17 protein-coding genes are annotated in these 17968 nt (G+C 63.4%); 13 read left to right on the forward strand and 4 right to left on the reverse strand.

All coding sequences use genetic code 11. From position 1 onward, the window contains the following. Positions 1-332 precede the first annotated feature (332 nt). The 10 genes from X757_RS137515 (at position 333) to X757_RS137470 (ending at position 10081) form a co-directional block, all read left to right on the forward strand. A complete protein-coding gene (locus X757_RS137515; protein ID WP_023689148.1) occupies positions 333-599 on the forward strand; it encodes an acylphosphatase in 267 nt (88 codons plus the stop codon). 157 nt (positions 600-756) lie between these two features. After that, positions 757-1410 (forward strand): Rieske 2Fe-2S domain-containing protein, encoded by a 654-nt coding sequence (locus X757_RS137510; protein ID WP_023727820.1) that lies wholly within the window; start codon positions 757-759, stop codon positions 1408-1410. After that, a complete protein-coding gene (locus X757_RS137505) occupies positions 1407-2252 on the forward strand; it encodes an aromatic ring-hydroxylating dioxygenase subunit alpha (protein WP_023727821.1) in 846 nt (281 codons plus the stop codon). The genes X757_RS137510 and X757_RS137505 overlap by 4 nt, the downstream gene beginning before the upstream one ends. Further along, positions 2249-2908 (forward strand): glutathione S-transferase family protein, encoded by a 660-nt coding sequence (locus X757_RS137500; RefSeq protein WP_023689145.1) that lies wholly within the window; start codon positions 2249-2251, stop codon positions 2906-2908. The genes X757_RS137505 and X757_RS137500 overlap by 4 nt, the downstream gene beginning before the upstream one ends. 1 nt (position 2909) lies before the next feature. After that, entirely contained in the window at positions 2910-4289 is a 1380-nt protein-coding gene (locus tag X757_RS137495) for an amidohydrolase (protein ID WP_023727822.1), read from the forward strand. 26 nt (positions 4290-4315) lie between these two features. Next, complete coding sequence (locus X757_RS137490) at positions 4316-5413, forward strand: BMP family ABC transporter substrate-binding protein (RefSeq protein ID WP_197031298.1); 1098 nt, start codon at positions 4316-4318, stop codon at positions 5411-5413. A 3-nt stretch (positions 5414-5416) separates the two neighbouring features. Next, positions 5417-6940: an ABC transporter ATP-binding protein gene (locus tag X757_RS137485; protein ID WP_023727824.1), complete on the forward strand. Its 1524-nt coding sequence runs from the start codon at positions 5417-5419 to the stop codon at positions 6938-6940. Then, positions 6937-8037 carry an ABC transporter permease gene (locus X757_RS137480; RefSeq protein ID WP_023727825.1) on the forward strand — a complete coding sequence of 367 codons (1101 nt, stop codon included), beginning with the start codon at positions 6937-6939 and terminating at the stop codon, positions 8035-8037. Before X757_RS137485 ends, X757_RS137480 begins: the two co-directional genes overlap by 4 nt. After that, the gene (locus X757_RS137475; protein ID WP_023727826.1) at positions 8034-8945 is read left to right on the forward strand and encodes an ABC transporter permease; all 912 of its coding nucleotides are present in this window, start codon (positions 8034-8036) and stop codon (positions 8943-8945) included. Before X757_RS137480 ends, X757_RS137475 begins: the two co-directional genes overlap by 4 nt. A 542-nt stretch (positions 8946-9487) precedes the next feature. Beyond that, on the forward strand, positions 9488-10081 hold the full coding sequence (locus tag X757_RS137470) for a hypothetical protein (RefSeq protein WP_023727827.1): 594 nt from the start codon (positions 9488-9490) through the stop codon (positions 10079-10081). Positions 10082-10436: 355 nt separating this feature from the next. On the opposite strand, the gene X757_RS1000000168705 is transcribed toward X757_RS137470, so the two are convergent. Beyond that, complete coding sequence (locus tag X757_RS1000000168705; protein WP_196813864.1) at positions 10437-10619, reverse strand: hypothetical protein; 183 nt, start codon at positions 10617-10619, stop codon at positions 10437-10439. 218 nt (positions 10620-10837) lie between these two features. Beyond that, on the reverse strand, positions 10838-11941 hold the full coding sequence (locus X757_RS137460; RefSeq protein ID WP_023727829.1) for a LacI family DNA-binding transcriptional regulator: 1104 nt from the start codon (positions 11939-11941) through the stop codon (positions 10838-10840). Between the two features lie 581 nt (positions 11942-12522). Between X757_RS137460 and X757_RS137455 the strand changes: the two genes are divergently transcribed. From X757_RS137455 to X757_RS137445, 3 genes are all read left to right on the forward strand, one after another. Next, positions 12523-13485, forward strand: coding sequence for a sugar-binding protein (locus tag X757_RS137455; protein WP_023672352.1), 963 nt, complete (start codon positions 12523-12525; stop codon positions 13483-13485). 122 nt (positions 13486-13607) lie between these two features. After that, on the forward strand, positions 13608-15146 hold the full coding sequence (locus X757_RS137450; protein ID WP_023727830.1) for a sugar ABC transporter ATP-binding protein: 1539 nt from the start codon (positions 13608-13610) through the stop codon (positions 15144-15146). Positions 15147-15190: 44 nt separating this feature from the next. Continuing rightward, on the forward strand, positions 15191-16177 hold the full coding sequence (locus tag X757_RS137445) for an ABC transporter permease (RefSeq protein ID WP_023684050.1): 987 nt from the start codon (positions 15191-15193) through the stop codon (positions 16175-16177). A gap of 2 nt (positions 16178-16179) precedes the next feature. Here the strand turns inward: X757_RS137445 and phnN are convergent, their stop codons facing one another. Together phnN and X757_RS137435 are read right to left on the reverse strand one after the other, a co-directional pair. After that, the gene (gene phnN / locus X757_RS137440; RefSeq protein ID WP_031251667.1) at positions 16180-16809 is read right to left on the reverse strand and encodes a phosphonate metabolism protein/1,5-bisphosphokinase (PRPP-forming) PhnN; all 630 of its coding nucleotides are present in this window, start codon (positions 16807-16809) and stop codon (positions 16180-16182) included. Continuing rightward, entirely contained in the window at positions 16806-17960 is a 1155-nt protein-coding gene (locus X757_RS137435; RefSeq protein WP_023727832.1) for an alpha-D-ribose 1-methylphosphonate 5-triphosphate diphosphatase, read from the reverse strand. The genes phnN and X757_RS137435 overlap by 4 nt, the downstream gene beginning before the upstream one ends. Positions 17961-17968: the final 8 nt, after the last annotated feature.

A 17968-nucleotide genomic window follows, 5' to 3' on the forward strand; every position in this document is an offset into this window, starting at 1 on the left:
TGCTCTCCTTGCAAAGGGCCGAAAGTGTAACCCATGTCTCCGGAATGAACTGTCACCCATCTCTCGGGAAGGGCAGATGCATTACAATAGCTCAGATAACCCTAAAGAGCGTCGCGCTGAACGGATTCATGCGACGCGCTTTAAAGTCTTTGTTTAATGCATGTCGTTGTCCCACAACCTCGGCACTTCTGGGCGACATGCATGAGTGCCCGGGTCTAGGCACGGGCGATCAGTCGATATTCGGTGTTATTGGCGCGTCGATTACCACTTCCGCCCGTTCAGTCAGACGCTATGCTGCTGACCGTGACACCAAGGCGCGCGTTCCGTTCGTGATGAAGCAAAGTCAACACCGCTTGCATGAGCGGATGACCATTCGCGGCCACCTCGAACCCGCGTCCTTCCTGCCCTGGATCATGCGCCATGCGGCCAAGCTCGGTCTCGCGCACCACATCGCTCATGCAAGCACCGATCGCATCGAACTCGATATTGCCGGTGCGGCGGAACTGATCGACATGATGGAGATGGGATGTTCGCTTGGGCCCATTGAAGTCTGGGTCGAGACGATCGACCGCGCGCCTGTCGAGCAAAAAAACATATAGCTTTGCGTGTGGTTACCCTCCGTTTGCACTTAATTTAATCAATATTGCAATTGCGAAATAATTATGCATACGTCAGCCGCATCGAGCGGTTCGCCAACTCCTTGCGCCGGCATCTCTCTGGTCGGGAAACAGTAGTATCAGTACGGAAAGTAAGGTCATGCTGTCCGACAAGACGGACACCTGGGTGCCGGTCGCCCTTTCCCAGGATCTGCCAACAGGACAGGTAATGCCGGCGCGGACGCCCGCCGGTCCCATTGCCCTCTGGCGAAGCCAATCGGGGCGCTTGGCGGCATCGGCGGATCGCTGTCCGCATCGCGGCATGCGCCTCTCCCATGGCTTCGTGCGCGGCGAGGCGCTCTCCTGCATCTATCACGGCTGGACCTATTCGCAGGCCGGTCAGTGCCTGCGCATTCCTGCCCATCCCAGCCTCACGCCGCCGGAGACGATTCGCGTTGCGACCCGGTTGGTCGAAGAGGCCGGCGGGATCATCTGGGTCGCGGATGGAGAGCCTGACGGCAAGCCACCCCTTTTTGAGGGTTACGTCCCGCTCCGTTCATTGACGGCCCGCGCCGGAAGTTCGGCGCTCTTTGTCGCTGCCGGTACGAAGGCCACCGTTGAAGGATGCGTCTGGCAGGCGCCCGGCGCGCCGGCAATCCGCCTGCTGCCTATCCCGCAGGAAGCCGGCGAGACGCTGATCCACGTCCTTGTTCCAGCCGATTGCGATGCGTCCGAGCGCATCGCGGCCTCGCGAGCCGCCGAGAGCCTTCGGCGCATGGCCGAAGGGATCGAGGCGAAAGGGACTGTGCCATGATCGACGATGCGATGCGCCACGAATGGTATCCGGTCGGGCTTTTCAGCCGGCTCGACCGCTATGGGCGCGAGACCACCCTGATGGACGAGCCGATCAAGGTTGCGCTCGACGCCGATGGCGCGGCGAAAGTGACAGGCGAAAACGGGCGCGTGCTGCCGGTTTCGGTGCGCTATGGCCATATCTGGTCGTCGCTCGGCGAACCGAAGAAACCGGTCTTCCCAATTCCCGAGGCAGACCAGCCCGGGCGCCGCTTCGTCGATGTCGGCGTGGTGCGGGTGCGCTGCTCGCCGCTCCGCGCCGTCGAGAACTTCCTCGACATCGCACACTTCCCCTTCGTCCATACCGACATCCTCGGCTCGGAGCCGCATACCGAGGTCGAAAACTACAAGGTCGAGATCCGCGAGGAAGAGGACGAGGTCTGGGCGACCCAGGTGAAGTTCTACCAGCCGCAGGCGGCGAAATCCGCGAGCGGAGGTATCACGACGGAATACATGTACCGCGTGCCGGCTCCGACCTGCTCAGTCCTCTACAAGACCTGCCCGCCGCGCCCGGGCGAATGGGATGTCATTACGCTATTCGTCCAACCGCTTGCCGAGGATCTCTGCGACGTCTGGCCGTGGATGGCGCTTTTCGATGACGAGACGCCACAGACCGACCTCATCCATTTCCAGCAGACGATTTTCCTGCAGGACCGCTCGATCCTCGAAAACCAGATCCCGCGTCTTCTGCCGCTCGATCCCGGCATGGAAATCCCGACGCGCGCCGACCTGACCTCGGTCGCCTATCGCCGCTGGCTGAAGCGCCACAATTATACCTACGGCGCGCAATTGGTGGCACAGTGAAGCTTTACGACTACATCCTCTCCCCAAGTTGCTACAAGGTGCGCCTGATGGCGACGCTGTCAGGTGTGAAGCTCGAAATCCGCCCGGTCGACTTCCATCCCGGCGCCGAGCATCGTGGCCCCGAGCTTATGGCGCTTAATCCGGGAGGCTCCATCCCGATCCTTGAAGACGGCGACCTGATCCTGACCGAGTCTTCCGCCATGCTTGGCTATCTCGCCGCGAAGGCAGCACCGGCCTGGCTCGGCAGCGGCGCCCCCGAGGAGACGGCGCGCATCCAGCAATGGCTTTCCTTCTCGCACAGGCTGACCGCCAACCTCGGCGGCGCGCGCCTGCATGAGATGCTGCTGCGCCCCGGTGACATCGGTGCGCTTCAGGCCAATGGCATAGCGGCACTACGTGAGCTGGAAGCCGGCCTCTTCGAACAAAAAATGCGTGGCGACCGGTTTCTCGCTTCCGACCGGCCGACGATTGCCGACATTGCTTGCTTTCCCTATGTCGCGCTCGCGCCCGACGGCGGCGTTTCCCTCGATTCGTATCCCACGATCCGGCTCTGGTCGCGAGCGCTCCGCAGCCTCGACAATTTCATCGAGATGCCCGGTATCCACCGGCTGCACGAGTTGAAGCCCGAACCGCGACCCATGCTGGACGAGGCGTGAGGTGACCGGCTATCTCCTGAAGAATTGCGCAGCGGTCATCACCGACGAGGGCAGGGGTCCGAGCGTCCGGCGCAATGTCGATGTGCTGACGAATGGCCCGCAGATCGAGGCAATCGGGCAAGGCCTGCACAGAAGCGAGTTGCCGGCCGGTACTATCGTGCAGGACGCCGACGGCTGGTTCGTCTATCCCGGCCTCGTCAACACGCACCATCACTTCTTTCAGTGCTTTGTGCGCAACCGTGCCGAACTCGACTGGACGAAGCTGTCGGTCATCGAATGGCTCGACCGGATCTATCCGATCTTCTCCCGGCTCAACGAGGATTGTTTCTACCACGCCTCGATCACGGCGATGGCAGAGATGATAAAGCACGGTTGCACGACGGCCTTCGACCACCAGTACAATTTTCCGCGCCATGCCGGAAAACGGCTCATCGACCGGCAGTTCGAAGCGGCCGATCTTCTCGGCATGCGTTTCCATGCCGGCCGCGGCGGCAACACGCTGCCAAAATCGGAAGGCTCGACCATTCCAGACGAGATGCTGGAGACCACGGACGAATTCATTGCCGACTGCGCACGCCTCATCGACACTTATCACGACACCAGTCCCTTCAGCATGCGTCAGGTCGTGGTCGCTCCCTGCCAGCCGGTCAACTGCTACCGCGAGACCTTCGTGGAATCGGTTTCGCTGGCGCGTGATCGCGGGGTGCGGATGCACACCCATGTCGGCGAGGGCGAAAGCCCGATCATCGAGGCCCGCCATGGCATGCGTACGGTGGACTATCTCGAGGACCTCGGATTTGCCGGCCGAGACACTTTCTATGCCCATTGCTGGGAGCTGACGCATGACGAACTGCGGCTGATGGCGGCGAGCGGCACCGGTGTCTCGCATTGCCCGGAGCCGGTCTATCTGGTGGGTGCGGAGGTGACTGATATTCCCGCCATGTCCGCCTTTGGCCTGCGCGTCGGTCTCGGCTGCGACGGTGCTGCCTCGAACGACAACTCCAACCTCATGCACTGCATCCATTCCGCCTACATGCTGCAATGCCTGGCGGCCTCGACGCGCGCTCATCCCGTGCCTGCGCCGGTCGATTTCCTCGGCTATGCGACAACGGGCGGGGCCGCGCTTCTGGGCCGCAATGACATCGGCCGACTGTCGCCCGGCATGGCCGCCGACCTCTTCGCGATCGACACGCGCCGCATGGATTATGTCGGCACGCGCCACGATCCATTGAGCCTGATCGCCAAGGTCGGCATCGGCATGCCCACCGACATGACCATGATCAACGGCCGCATCGTCTGGGAGAAGGGTGCGTTTACCGGGCTGAACGAGGCCCGGCTTGCTGCGGACGCGGAAACCGCTTTTGCCGCGGTGGAATTCTAACAACTTAAGACAGGGGAACTGACATGCTGAACTATCTGACCCGCAGAACTCTGATGAAGGGCCTTGCCGCAACAGGGCTTGCCGGCGCGCTTGGCAGCCGTCCCGCCTTTGCGGCCGACGAGCCGCTCGGTATCACGCTCGTGCTCCCGTCGCCGGTCGGCGATGTCGGCTGGGGCCATGCGCTCGCCGCCGGCCTCGAGCCGGTCAAGGCCGCATACGGCGACAAGGTGAAGATCACCGTCATCGAGAACATCGCCGAAGGGCCGGACGCCGACCGGATCATGAACAAGACCGTCGCCGACGGTAACAAGTTCCTGATCGCCGGCTCATTCGGCTACCAGAATGGTGCACTACAGATCGCCCGCCGCGATCCTGCGGTCACCGTGCTGCATGCCTCCGGCTTCCAGACCGCGCCGAATTTCTCGCCCTTCGCGGCGAAGTATTTCCAGGGCACTTACCTGCTCGGCATAGCCGCCGCAACTCTTTCCAAGACCGGCAAGGTCGGCTCCGTCTCGGCCTTCGCCATTCCGGAGCTGATCACCTCGATCAACGCATTTACGCTCGGCGCACAGACCGTAAATCCCGATATCGAGGTATCGGTCGTCTGGGTGAACTCCTGGTTCGACCCGGCCAAGGAACAGGAAGCCGCCAAGGCGCTGATGGCACAGAACTGCGACGTGATCTTCTCGAACGCGCAGGACACACCCTCCGTGATCTCGGCCTGCGAGGAGGCTGGCGTCTACGCGTTCAACCTCAATTCGTCGATGAAGAAATATGCACCGAAGAAATATCTCGGCTGCATCGCGACGGACTGGTCGCCCTTCTTCAAGGCTTCCGTGGATGCCCATCTGGCCGGAACCTTCAAGGGCGCCAACACCTTCCTCGGCGTCGCCGAAAAGGTGGTGGAGGTCGTGGACTGGAACTCAGATATCCCAGCCGACACGATGACGAAGATCAAGGAAGTGGCGGCGAAGATCGCCGACGGCAGCTTCTCGCCCTTCACAGGTCCAATCACCAAGGCCGACGGCAGCGAAGCCGCCGCCGCCGGTGCGACGATAGCGGATCCCGAGATCGTCGCGATGGACTGGCACGTCAAGGGTGTCACCACACCACTGCCGAAGTAAGTCATGACCCCGCCCCTTCTGTCGCTCCGCGGCATCTCGAAGAGCTACGGCCAGATCCGGGCCAACCAAGCCATCGATCTGGACGTGGCGCCCCAATCGATCCATGCGATCCTCGGGGAGAATGGGGCGGGCAAATCGACGCTGATGAAGCTCATCTATGGCGTTGAACAGCCGGACGAAGGCACCGTCGTCTGGAACGGAGAGCCTCTGCGCCTTGCCTCGCCCGCTGAGGCACGGCGCAGGGGCATCGGCATGGTCTTTCAGCATTTCTCGCTGTTCGAGACGCTGACTGTCGTCGAGAACATCCAACTCGTCGTCCCCGGCGGCAAGGCGGAGCTGGCGGCGCGCATCCGCAGCCTCGGCCAGGATTTTGGCCTTGAAGTGGATCCTCTCGCCGATGTGCACGCGCTCTCGGTCGGCGAACGGCAGCGGGTGGAGATCATCCGCTGCCTGATGACGGACCCGAAGCTGCTCATTCTCGACGAGCCGACCTCGGTCTTGCCGCCGCAGGCGGTGAAGAAGCTGTTCGACACGCTCAGGCGCCTTCGCGACCGCGGCGTGTCCATCCTGTTCATCTCCCACAAACTGGAGGAAATTCGCACGATCTGTGACCAGGCGACGGTCTTGCGTGGAGGGCGCGTTATCGGCACCGTCGACCCGCGCGACTATGATGCGCACGACCTCGCCCGGATGATGATCGGCCGCGACATGCCCGAGGTGATGCCCGCGTTGGCCATGCCCGAGGGGGAGAAGCGGCTGGAAATAATCGACATGGACTACACGCCGGACGACCCCTTTGCCACGCCGCTCTCCGGCATCAGCCTCACGGTACGATCAGGCGAGATTCTTGGCATAGCCGGAATATCGGGCAATGGCCAAGGCGAGCTTGCCGCGCTTATCTCGGGCGAAGCGATGCTGCTGAAGGAACAACGCGACCGGATTTACATGATGGGCCGCGACGTAGGCGCACTCGATGCGGCCGCGCGCAGGAGATTTGGCTTCGCCTTCGTGCCCGAAGACCGGCTGGGACGCGGCGCGGTCCCTGAAATGTCGCTCGTGCTCAACACCGTTCTTACCGCCCATCCTTTCGATCTCGTGAGGCGCGGCCTCATCAACAGCGCCGGAGCGACGGCTTTCACCAGCGAATGCATCCGTCGGTACGACGTCCGCGCCTCCGGCCCGGATGCCGAAGCGGGCTCGCTGTCCGGCGGCAACTTGCAGAAATTCATCGTCGGTCGCGAGATGATGCTGTCGCCAAAACTGCTTTTCGTGGCGCAGCCGACCTGGGGTGTAGACATTGGCGCTGCATCCGCCATCAGAAGGCGGCTCATCGCGTTGCGCAACCTGGGCGTGGCGATCCTCGTAATTTCCGAGGAACTCGAGGAACTTTTCGAACTCTGCGATTTCATCCAGGTGCTCCATCATGGAATGCTGAGTCCGCCTCTGGTCACGCGGGACACGCGCCCCGAAGACATCGGCAGATACATGATCGGAGCACATGCCTCGCCAGAGAAGGTTCCTGCATGAGCGTTTGGGCCGCGCCGTTCCTCCCCGCGCTCGTCCGCCGGGAGCATGCCTCGCTCGTCGCGGCCATGCTGGCCCCGGCTGTCGCGCTTGGCATGGCGATCATCCTCAATCTGGGCCTTTATGTGCTGATAGGCCGAGATCCGGCGGCCGTCCTGTACGCGATGCTTCTCGAGCCGTTCCTCTCCTGGGCATCGTTCGCGGAGGTGCTGCTGAAGGCGGGGCCTCTTCTCCTCATTGCTCAGGGGCTGGCGATCGGTTTCCGCGCAAAAGTGTTCAACATCGGCGCGGAGGGCCAGTTTATCCTGGGCGCTATTTTCGCCTCGGCGATCCCCGTCTGGTTTCCGCAGGCGACCGGGCAGTGGATCTGGCCGCTGATGCTGCTTCTCGGTGCCCTCGGCGGTGCGCTTTGGGCATCTATCACCGCCTTCTGGCGCGTCAGGCTCAATGCGAACGAGATCCTGGTCTCCCTGATGCTGAGCCTCGTTGCGGCGCAAGTCCTCAACTACCTGCTGCTCGGCCCATGGAAGGACCCGGCCGGCTTCAATTTCCCACAATCCGTCATGTTTCAGAACGACGCGATGGTGCCGACCCTGATCGCCGGTACCCGCGTCAACGTCTCGCTGCTCATCACACTTGCGCTCTCGCTGGTGGCCTGGGTTTTCATGCAGCGAAGCTTCATGGGGTATAAGCTCAAGGTCGGCGGCCTTGCCCCGCGCGCGGCCGGTTACGCCGGCTTCAGCGAAGGGCGTGCGATTTGGCTATCGCTTCTGATCGGTGGCTTGGCGGCGGGACTGGCAGGCGCGGCGGAAGTCGCGGGTCCGCTCGGCCAGCTGCAGCGCTCGATCTCGACCGGCTACGGTTATGCGGCCATCATTGTCGCCTATCTCGGCGGCTTGCATCCAGTCGGCATCATCTTTTCCGCGCTCTTTATGGCTGTTCTCTATATCGGCGGCGACAATGCGATGGTGTCGGCAAACCTGCCGATCGCCGCCGTCCGCGTCTTCCAAGGCAGCTTGCTGCTCGCCTATCTCGGCGCTGTGGCCTTCGTGCGCTACCGCATCGAGTGGCGCCGCCCCCATCACCTGAGCCAGCCATGAACGCCGTCGAGTTCATTATTTCGGGCATGCTCGCAGCGGCAACCCCCTTTCTCCTTGCCGCACTCGGCGAGTTGGTGGTCGAGCGCGCCGGCGTTCTTAACCTCGGCGTAGAGGGCCTGATGGCCCTCGGCGCGGTGCTCGCGTTCATCGTCGTCTACCACGGCGGTGGACACCTGCTGGGGTTCGTTGCCGCCGGCCTCGGTAGCGCCGTCCTGTCCCTCGTCTTTGCAGTGCTGGCACTCGGATTCCGGGCAAACCAGGTCGCGACAGGCCTTGCAATCGGCATTCTCGGCCAGGGCCTTTCGGCGCTGTTCGGCAAAAGCTACGAGAGCTTGACGGTCAAGGGGCTCCCGAAACTTGCCTTTCCCGGCCTCTCGGAAATCCCGGTAGTCGGCAGGCTGTTTGTCCAGGACGTCGTCGTATGGCTTTCCCTTGCCGTGACGTTTGCGATCTGGGCGATGTTTGCCTATACGAGAGCCGGCCTTGTCGTGAGGGCAATCGGCGAGAATCCCAAGGCAGCCCACGCCATCGGCTATCCGGTCATCGCTATCCGTGTCGCGGCCATAGCTTTTGGTGGCATGATGGCGGGTTTTGCCGGCGCCTATGCGGCGGCGGTGTACACGCCCCTTTGGGCGGACGGTATGATTGCCGGACGTGGCTGGATCGCGATCGCACTCGTTGTCTTTGGTACGTGGCTCGCTGGCCGCATCTTCCTGGGTGCCTGCCTCTTCGGCGCGGTTTCGCTGATGAGCCTCGCCGCCCAGGCGACCGGTCTGGACCTGCCATCGCAACTGCTTTCCAGCCTTCCCTATCTCGTTACGATCGTCGTGCTCGGTGTCATCTCGGCGGACCGCCGCTTGCTCAGGCTGAACGGTGTCGCCTCGCTTGGCGAACCCTTCGAACGTTAGCCAGGATGCAAAGTGGATTTGCGAAACTCGACGTAAGTTGAAGAGATCGAAACGCCAGCGGACGATCGGCATCCGATCCAAAGGGCAGAAACGCCAAACGGGGCGAAGGTATTTCCGCAAGGGTAGCGCTGACGCCGTCGACTGCGAGCAGGGGAACGATGTGACGCTCAACGCGCCCGACACCGGTGGATCGTCGCGGGTTCTTGGATCGTCCCCTTTCCCCAGTACGAGCCCATTCTCGAGGGTCCATTCTCCACCGCAGCCTAGGGAAGCGGCTTCGCAAGATGGCCTGAGGCATGCGCCCGGTAAATTCCCGCATGCGAGCACTCGTCCTGCCTCTCTAAGATTCCGAGTCTAACCGCAAATCCTCGGTTTTTTCTGCCAATTCCAAAATATGTATTCCGATCGTCGCAAGCAGCGATAACAACGATTTCCAATACTACCTATTCTCGCAGAAACTAAAAACGCTACACTCGCGTAATCATATTGGTAACGGATGCTGTTCAACCTGCGTCCAGGCAACCAACGCGGGGAGCGGCGTTATGGATTTCTTTAAAAGTTTAACAAAGGTCTTGGCCGGCGGCGCGGTTTCCGTGGCTTTGTGCTTTCCGGCTGGCGCGGGCGGGCTCAGTGTGGGCATCGGCGGCAGCGGTGGGGTGGGCGTCTCGGTCGGCGGCAGTGGCGGCGGACTTGGCGTCGGTGTGTCGGTCGGCGGGAGCAAGGGCGCCAATGTCGGCGCAACGGTCGGCGGCACCAGCGGCACCACCGCCAGTGTCGGCGCTACGGTTGGCGGCACCAGCGGCGTTGCGGCCGGGGTCGGCGCATCGGTGGGCACGGGCGTCGGGGTTGGCGTCGGCGCAACCGTCGGCAGCGGTGTCGGGGTCGGCGCCGGTGTCGGGGTGGGCAATGGGGTGACGGCCGGGGTCGGCGTCGGCATAGGCGCACCGACCGCGCCCACCAGCCCCAGGGATCCCAACACGCCGGCGGTGCCGACGCGACCGGCGGTGGTTGCCATCAGCGCCATGTCGGCCGGCCAGATCGCCAAGATGAAAAAACGCTGCGCCAGCGTGCTCAGCGGAAAGGGCACCTACGACCGGGACCTGAAGGAGCTCTGCCGGATATTGGCGCGGCGCTGAGTACCGCAACATCGCATCTGCCGTGGGGCGTCAGTCTCTCAGCCAGCCACTGCCGCAAGGTGGCGGGCATTCTTAGGGGGTAGCTTTGCCAAGCGGTTCAGAGTTTCGCGGAAAGGCGGAACCGCTCAGGCTGTGCGCTTTCATCGGCGGCATTCCGCATGGCTTGGTCGCCGAGCCGAAGGAAGCGCGCCGCCCGGTAGCGGCCTTGCTCCGACCTCTGCCGTCCGTCCGGTCACCCGTTTGGGCCGGCTCGAAGATTCGCCTCTGGCCTTTTGTATCACCCGCTCTAGCTGCTTTGTGTTAGGCTCGTCATGTTAGCCTTGTCTTGCTGATGGAGGTTTTGATGGATCGGCGATCATTCTTGACAGCATTGTTCGGCGTTGCGGGGGCCGCGGCGCTTGCTACCGCGGTTCGGCCTCTCGAGGCCGTGGCCGGGGTTCCCAATATCGGTAACGGCATTCTCGATGAACTCGACAAGCAGGATGCCAATTCGTTTGATGACGACGAAGGCCCGGGCGATGTCGAGCAGATATCGCATCGGCGATGGCACCATCGTCGCCACCACAGGCGGCATGTCTGGAGACGGCACTGCCGCACGTTCTGGCGGCATGGCCGGTTGCGCCGGCGCTGCTATCGCAGGCGCTCCTTCGTCGTCTTGCGGTTCTAACCGCGGCACGTTCCCGGATTGACCCTGCCCTGAGGCGCAAACACCAAACAGACCCATCCCGATTTGCATCGGGATGGGCTGGTTCAGCTTTATCCAGCCACAGCTGCCACCGAATCCCGCTGCACCAGCGGGCATTCCAGCTTGGTGATTGGATAGCGGCCGCGGCCGGGAGGCGGCGGCACTTCGAGCTGTTCGATCGCCCATTGGCCCATCGCCATGTGCGGCAGGATCGATGTTGTCAGCGGCGGGAACAGGTGGCGGGCGATCTCCTCGTCGTCATAGCCGACGACGGAGACGTCCTGCGGGATGTGCAGGCCCGCCTCCTTCAGCGCTTCGTAGCAGCCGATGGCTGTGCGGTCGTTCTGGCAGAAGATGGCGGTCGGGCGCTCCTTGAGCGCCAAAAGCTTAACGGTCGCGGCATAGCCGGCGCTCGCCGACCAGTCGCCCTCGACCACCAGTTCGGGATCGAACGGGATGTCGGCGGTGGCGAGCGCTCTGCGGTAGCCTTTCAGCCGGTCCTGCGCGGCCTGCATCCACGGCTCGCCGGTGATGGTGGCGATGCGGCGGTGGCCGTGGCCGATCAGATGCCGGGTCGAGTTCTGGCCGCCGGCGATCTCGGACGGCACCACGGCCGGGAAGGCATAATCGGCCGTGTAGCAGTTGAGCAGGATGACCGGGATGTCGAGGCCGTAGAGGAAGTCCGGCGCCGTGATCTCGCGGGTGAAGATGGTCATGTAGATCAGCGCCGAGATGCCGCGCCTGGTGAGCGCCGCAACGGCGCGCGGCTCCATGACGGCGTCGCCCATGGTCTGCGCCACGAGCAACACATTGCCGGCGTTCCACGACGCCTGGCGCGCGCCCTCGATGGCGACAACGGCTTCTGGGCTTGTCGCCAGCTGGTCGACGGCGAAACCGATGACACTGTCAAGTCCATCGAAGGCGGGAACAGGTTTGCGCAGCGCCGAGAAGGCGGGTGCTGCGTAGCCGAGCGCACGCGCGGCGTCGATCACCCGCTCGCGCGTCTGCTGCGACAGCCGGATGCCGGGCGAATCGTTGAGCACGAAAGAGACGGTCGCCTGCGAGCACCCGGCTGCCCTGGCGATGTCGGTCATGGTGACGCGGCCGCCCTTGGCGGCTCTCGCCGGCGCCTTGCGCCGCTTCGCCGTGTCGTCCGGATCCCTCGTCTCGCTCATGGCATTGCGTCCCAATCCCCAGCCTGTCTAGTCGCAAGCCTGCCACACCGACAAGATGGTGTCGCGCCGTCGACCGATGGAAATAGTCGAAGGCGTTTATCTTTATTAGCAGCTTTGAAGTTCCCGCCATGCCGCTGCGGGCCGCGTGAAATTCGAGGACTGCAAGGCATCTGCTTGCGCGAAGCCGTGCTGCACCTCTTCGGGCAAACTAGACCTAGGGCCACCGCCGAGTGTCCGCGCGAGACCTCTGCTAATAGTGTTTACTAATACAAAACGACGCTGTAACGTCAATCCGCCGTGTCCGGTCAGGTGGGACCCCGTGCGGCGAGAAGTGCCACGTGAATAGCCCGATGGCGAGCGGGGCTTGCCTCCGCAAGCCTGGTCTCGGACATGTGATATGTCAGACAAATCAGACTATTTACGAGCACGGGATGAGTCTCTAAAGTCCGTGATCGCGACCGACGACGCCATTCTTCAGCGCCGGGAACCCCTGAGGAGGAGGGCGTCCAAATCGCGAGCGGCAAGTCAGTGAATGCAAGATCGGTTCAGTCCGACGACTGAGCCAAAACGGGAGGTTGAACATGAAATCCTTGATACGACATGCATCCGTGGCCACCGCAGCCCTGCTGCTTGGCCTGACCGCGACAGCCATTGCGCGCGCCGACGACAAACCGACGCTGGCCTTCGTCGTCAACGGCGCTTCCGATTTCTGGAAGGCCGCCGAAGCCGGCGTCAAGAAGGCGCAGGCCGAATTGCCCGACTACAATCTCGAACTCAAATATCCCGAGCAGTCCTCGGTCGCCATCCAGCAGCGGCTGATGGACGATCTGGTGACCGCCGGCGTCAAGGGCATCATGGTCTCGGCCGTCGACCCCAAGACCTCGACCGACGGTCTGAACAAGATCGCGTCGGAAACGGCGCTGTTCACCACCGACTCCGATGCCCCGCAGACCAAGCGCGTCGCCTATATCGGCTCGTCCAATGTCGACGCCGGCAAGCAGGCGGCCGAGATCGCCAAGAAGGCGATGCCGGACGGCGGCAAGTGCCTCGGCTTCGTCGGCCTGCTCGGCGCCGACAATGCCAAGGAACGCATCCAGGGCATGAAGGACGGCCTCGCCGGCAGCAAGATCGAACTGGTGGACGTGCGCGGCGACGACATCGACCAGGCGCGCGCCAAGAAGAATGTCGAGGACGCGCTGGTCGCCAGCCCCGACATCACCTGCATGGTCGGCTTCTATTCCTACAACACGCCGCGCATCTATGAAGCGCTGCGCGACGCCGGCAAGCTCGGCTCGATCACCGTCGTCGGCTTCGATGACGATCCGATCACGCTGGGCGGTGTCAAGGAAGGCACCGTGGCGGCCACCGTCGTGCAGCAGCCCTTCGAATGGGCCTATCAGGGCATGAAGCTGATGGCCGCCTATCTCAAGGGCGACAAATCAGGCATTCCGGAAGGCGGCCTGATCATCATCCCGACCAAGATCATCGGTAAGGACGATGTCGACACCTATGCCGCCAATCTGAAGGCGATGTCCGGAAACTGAGACCACGAGCAGTTGCGCCGGCTCAGGGTTCGCCTTGCGCCGGCGATCGTGTTGACGGGTCGGCCAAGGCCCGTCAGTCTGTAGCCCACCGGCTGCTGGCAAGCCTGATCAAATATGGCGTGATGAATTATTCCGACCCATCTATCATCGCAACCACCCCGTTCCTCGGCCTCGAGAACGTGCGCAAGACCTATCCGGGCGTGGTGGCGCTGGACGGCTTTTCCATGGAGGTCAGGCCGGGCGAGGTGATCGGCCTGGTCGGCGAAAACGGCGCCGGCAAATCGACCTTGATGAAGATCCTCGGCGGCGTCACCAGGCCGGACAGCGGCGCCATCACCGTCGACGGCGTTGCGCATGACGGGCTCACCGTCGAAGGCAGCCTGGGGTCGGGCATCGCCTTCGTGCACCAGGAACTCAACCTTTTCGAAAACCTCGATGTTGCCGCCAACATCTTCTTCGGCCGCGAGCCGTTGCGCGGCGGGCCGCTGAGATTGGTCGACCGCGCCAAGCTGCGCGAAATGGTGGCGCCGCTGCTGAAGCGTGTCGGCGCCAACTTTTCCGCCGATACGCCGGTTGCCTCGCTGTCGCTTGCCCAGCAGCAGATGGTCGAGATCGCCAAGGCGCTGTCGATCAAGGCACGGCTGGTCATCCTCGACGAGCCGACATCCAGCCTGCCGCTTGCCGAAACCGACAAGCTGCTCGACGTCATCAAGGCGCTGAAGGCCGATGGCATCAGCGTCATCTTCATTTCGCACCGGCTGCATGAGGTCGAGCGCGTCGCCGACCGCGTCGTGGTGCTGCGCGACGGCATGCTGGCCGGCACCTTGCCGAAGAGCGCCATCAACCACGACCAGATGGTCAAGCTGATGATCGGCCGCATGCTGAAGGAGCGCGAAAAGGCCTCCGAGGCGGCGCGGGCGCCGGGCGCCACTGCGCTCTCGGCCAAAGCCATCCGCACCCCCGCCTACCCTGCCCGGCCGGTCGACCTCGACATCAGGCGCGGCGAAATCCTCGGCCTTGCCGGTCTTGTCGGTTCCGGCCGCACCGAACTGGCGCGGGTGTTCTTCGGCATCGACAGCACGCTTGGCGGTGGGCTCGAACTCGACGGCAAGCCGCTTGTACTGGGTTCGGCGGCCGATGCGGTCGCGCATGGCATTTTCCTGGTTCCGGAAGACCGCAAGCTGACCGGCATTTTGCTTGACCTGTCGATCGCGCAGAACATCTCGCTGCCCAACCTGCCGGCGCATGCGAAGCGTCGGCTGGTGTCGGCAAGCTCCGAGGCCGCCACCGCAGAGAAGCAGAAGACGAATCTCGGCATCAAAGCGCCGTCGGTGCAGACGCGCACCGGTACGCTGTCGGGCGGCAACCAGCAGAAGGTGGTGCTGGGCAAATGGCTGGCGATGAACCCGAAGGTGATGATCCTCGATGAGCCTACGCGCGGCATCGATATCGGCGCCAAGGCCGAGATTTACGGGCTGATGCGAGCCTTGGCCGATGCCGGCGTCGCCGTGCTGATGATCTCCAGCGACATGGAAGAGGTGATCGGCGTGTCCGACCGCATCGCCGTCATGCATGAGGGCCAGATCTCGGGCATTCTCGACAAGGAACAATTCAGCCAGGAAAACGTGCTGTTGCTGGCGGTCGGCAAGCCGGCAAACTAGCGGGCTTCAGGCGATTGCCGGTCCGGCGCATTGGGGAGAAGACGATGAGCAAAAAAGATCTCGGCCTGCTGATCCTGATCCTGGTGGTCGGCGCCGTGGTGACCGCCATCAACCCGCGCTTCCTTTTACCGATCAACCTCGCCAACACCTCGAACCTGATCGGCCTGTTTGGGATCCTCGCCATCGGTCAGGCCTTCGTCATCATCACCGGCGGCATCGAATTGTCGGTGGGATCGCTGGTGGCGCTGCTCGGCACGCTGTTCATCGATTTCATCGCCGTGCGCGACATGCCATGGCCGGTGGCGCTGCCGCTGATCCTGGTGCTGGGCGGCATCATCGGGCTGGCGCATGGCTGGCTGATCACAAGGCTGAAATTGCAGCCCTTCGTGGTGACGCTGTGCGGCCTTTTGATCTATCGCGGGGTCGCCCGTTTCTATACCGCCGACGGCACCGCCGGCTTCGCCTTCGGCCAGAATTTTCCCGAGCTCGAATTCCTCACCGCGGGCCGCAGCTATGGCGTGCCCAACAGCTTCATCGCACTGATCGTCATTTCGATCGTCATGTGGGTGGTGCTGCACCGCTCGGTGTTCGGACGCTACCTCTATGCCATCGGCAAGAACGAAGAGGCGGCGAAATATTCAGGAATTCGCACCGGCCGCGTCGTGATGGCCGCCTATGTCATCTGCGGCGTTCTGACGGCGCTGTCGGCGATCTATTTCGCCATGTACACGCGCTCGATCTCGCCGGCCAGCCACGGCCAGTTCTACGAACTCTACGCCATTGCCGCCGCCGTTCTCGGCGGCTTCTCGCTGCGCGGCGGCGAAGGCTCGCTGGTCGGCGTCATCCTGGGCACCGTGCTGCTGCAGGAGTTGCAGAACCTGGTCAACCTGCTCGGCATCCCGTCCTCGCTCAACTTCGCGGTGATGGGCGGCGTGATCCTGATCGGCGTGCTGGTCGACCAGCAATGGGGCGTGTTCCGCGCAAGGCGGCTGATGCTCGACGCCAGCCGCAAGACTGTCGCGGCGGAGTAGCGCTACATCACGCCGGATATGTCGGAGAAGGCCATCGCCTTGCGCAGCACCTCGGCGAAGCGTTCTCCGGCGGCTTCGCGCCGGTCGCCATTGTCGATCGAGGTGACCCCGGGTCCGGACAAAGCGACATTGGCGCCGCGGGCGAGCCGAGCCAGCACTTCGCCGCGCGATTCGCGGCCGCGCTGGGCGAGACGCTCGGCGAGGATTTCCGGCGAGGCGGTGATCTCGACGACAGCCAGATTGGCATAGCGCTCCCGCAGCACCGGGATGACTGCGCGCGAGACATTGGCGACCGCGACATGGCCATTGGCGATGGACCAGTCGACATCGGCCGGAATGCCGTAGCGCAGGCCGTGCGCCTCCCAGGAAATGGCGAAGGCGCCGTCGGCCTCGGCTTCGACAAAGGCCGCGTCGGCCAGCGTGTCGTGATCCTCGCTTGCCGCATCGCTCGGCCTGGTGATGACCCGGCGGACGAACTCCAGCCTCGTCTCGTCGGCAAACAAGGTGCGGGCATAACCGATTACCGTATCCTTGCCGGCGCCACTCGGGCCGACGACGGCGACGAAGACGCCGTTGCGGACCGGAAAGGCCTCGCTGGTCAGTTCGCGCTCGATCGACGCCGAGACCATCAGGCGACCCGGCGTCCCTGGCGCCAGACGGTGCGCACGACCGGCACATGATCGTCGACGCGCACCCGCACGAGGTCGGCGCGGCGGCCCTGTTCGATGACGCCGCGGTCGTTGAGGCCGATGGCCTCGGCCGGGTTCTTCGACACCATGGCGACCGCCTGCGGCAGGGAAATGCCCTCGACGACGTCGCCGAGAAAGAAGGCCGACTGGATCAGGCTGAAAGGGATATAGTCGGACGACAATATGTCGAGCAGGCCGTCGCCGGCCAGCGTTCGAGCCGAGACATTGCCCGAATGCGAGGAGCCGCGCATGACGTTGGGCGCGCCCATCAGCACGCCGAGCCCGGCATCCTTCGAGGCCTTGGCGGCTTCCAGCGTGGTCGGGAATTCCGCGACGCGCACGCCTTGTTCGATCGCCTCGTCGACATGGCCTGATGTGGCGTCGTCATGGCTCGCCAGCACAATGCCCCGCTCGTTGCAGGCGGCTGATATCGCCACCCGGTTCGGTCCCGAATTCTTCGCTGATTCCGACATCCGCTTTTCGCAGAACAATTGGAAGTCGCGATCGGTCAGCTTCAGCTTGCGCTGGTAGTAATAGGCGTAGGTCTCGAGATTGACGAACTGGCGCTGTCCCGGCGCATGGTCCATCAGCGAGGCCAGTTTGACCCGCTCGTCGCCATCGAAATTGGCGAAAGCCCGCAAGCAATCCGGCGCCGAGACCTCACAGCGCAGGTGCAGGAAATGGTCGGCCCGCAACCGGTCTTTCGCGACGCTGTCCTCGATCGCGTCGGCCAGCTTGCGGATGTCGTCGGAGGAAAGGTCGGCGTCCTCGTCCATGCCGACGCGCAGCGCGTCGAGCACGGTGGTGATCCCGGCGGTCGCTACCTGCGCGTCATGGGCGAGCACGGCGGCGATCGGGTTCCAGCGCACCTTCGGGCGCGGCGCATAATGGCCTTCGAGATGGTCGGTGTGGAGCTCGACCAGACCGGGAATGATGTAGTCGCCGCCCATGTCCTCGCCAGCCATGTTCCCGCCGATTTGGCCGGTGCCGGCGTCGATGCCGGAGATAAAACCGTCGCGCAGCGCGAGCGACCCTTCGACGATCTCGTCGGCAAGCACGATGCGGGCGTTGTGGAGAACAGTTTCGGCGGTCATTTCAGGCG

It is taken from the genome of Mesorhizobium sp. LSHC412B00, assembly GCF_000503035.1.
Lineage (GTDB): Bacteria > Pseudomonadota > Alphaproteobacteria > Rhizobiales > Rhizobiaceae > Mesorhizobium.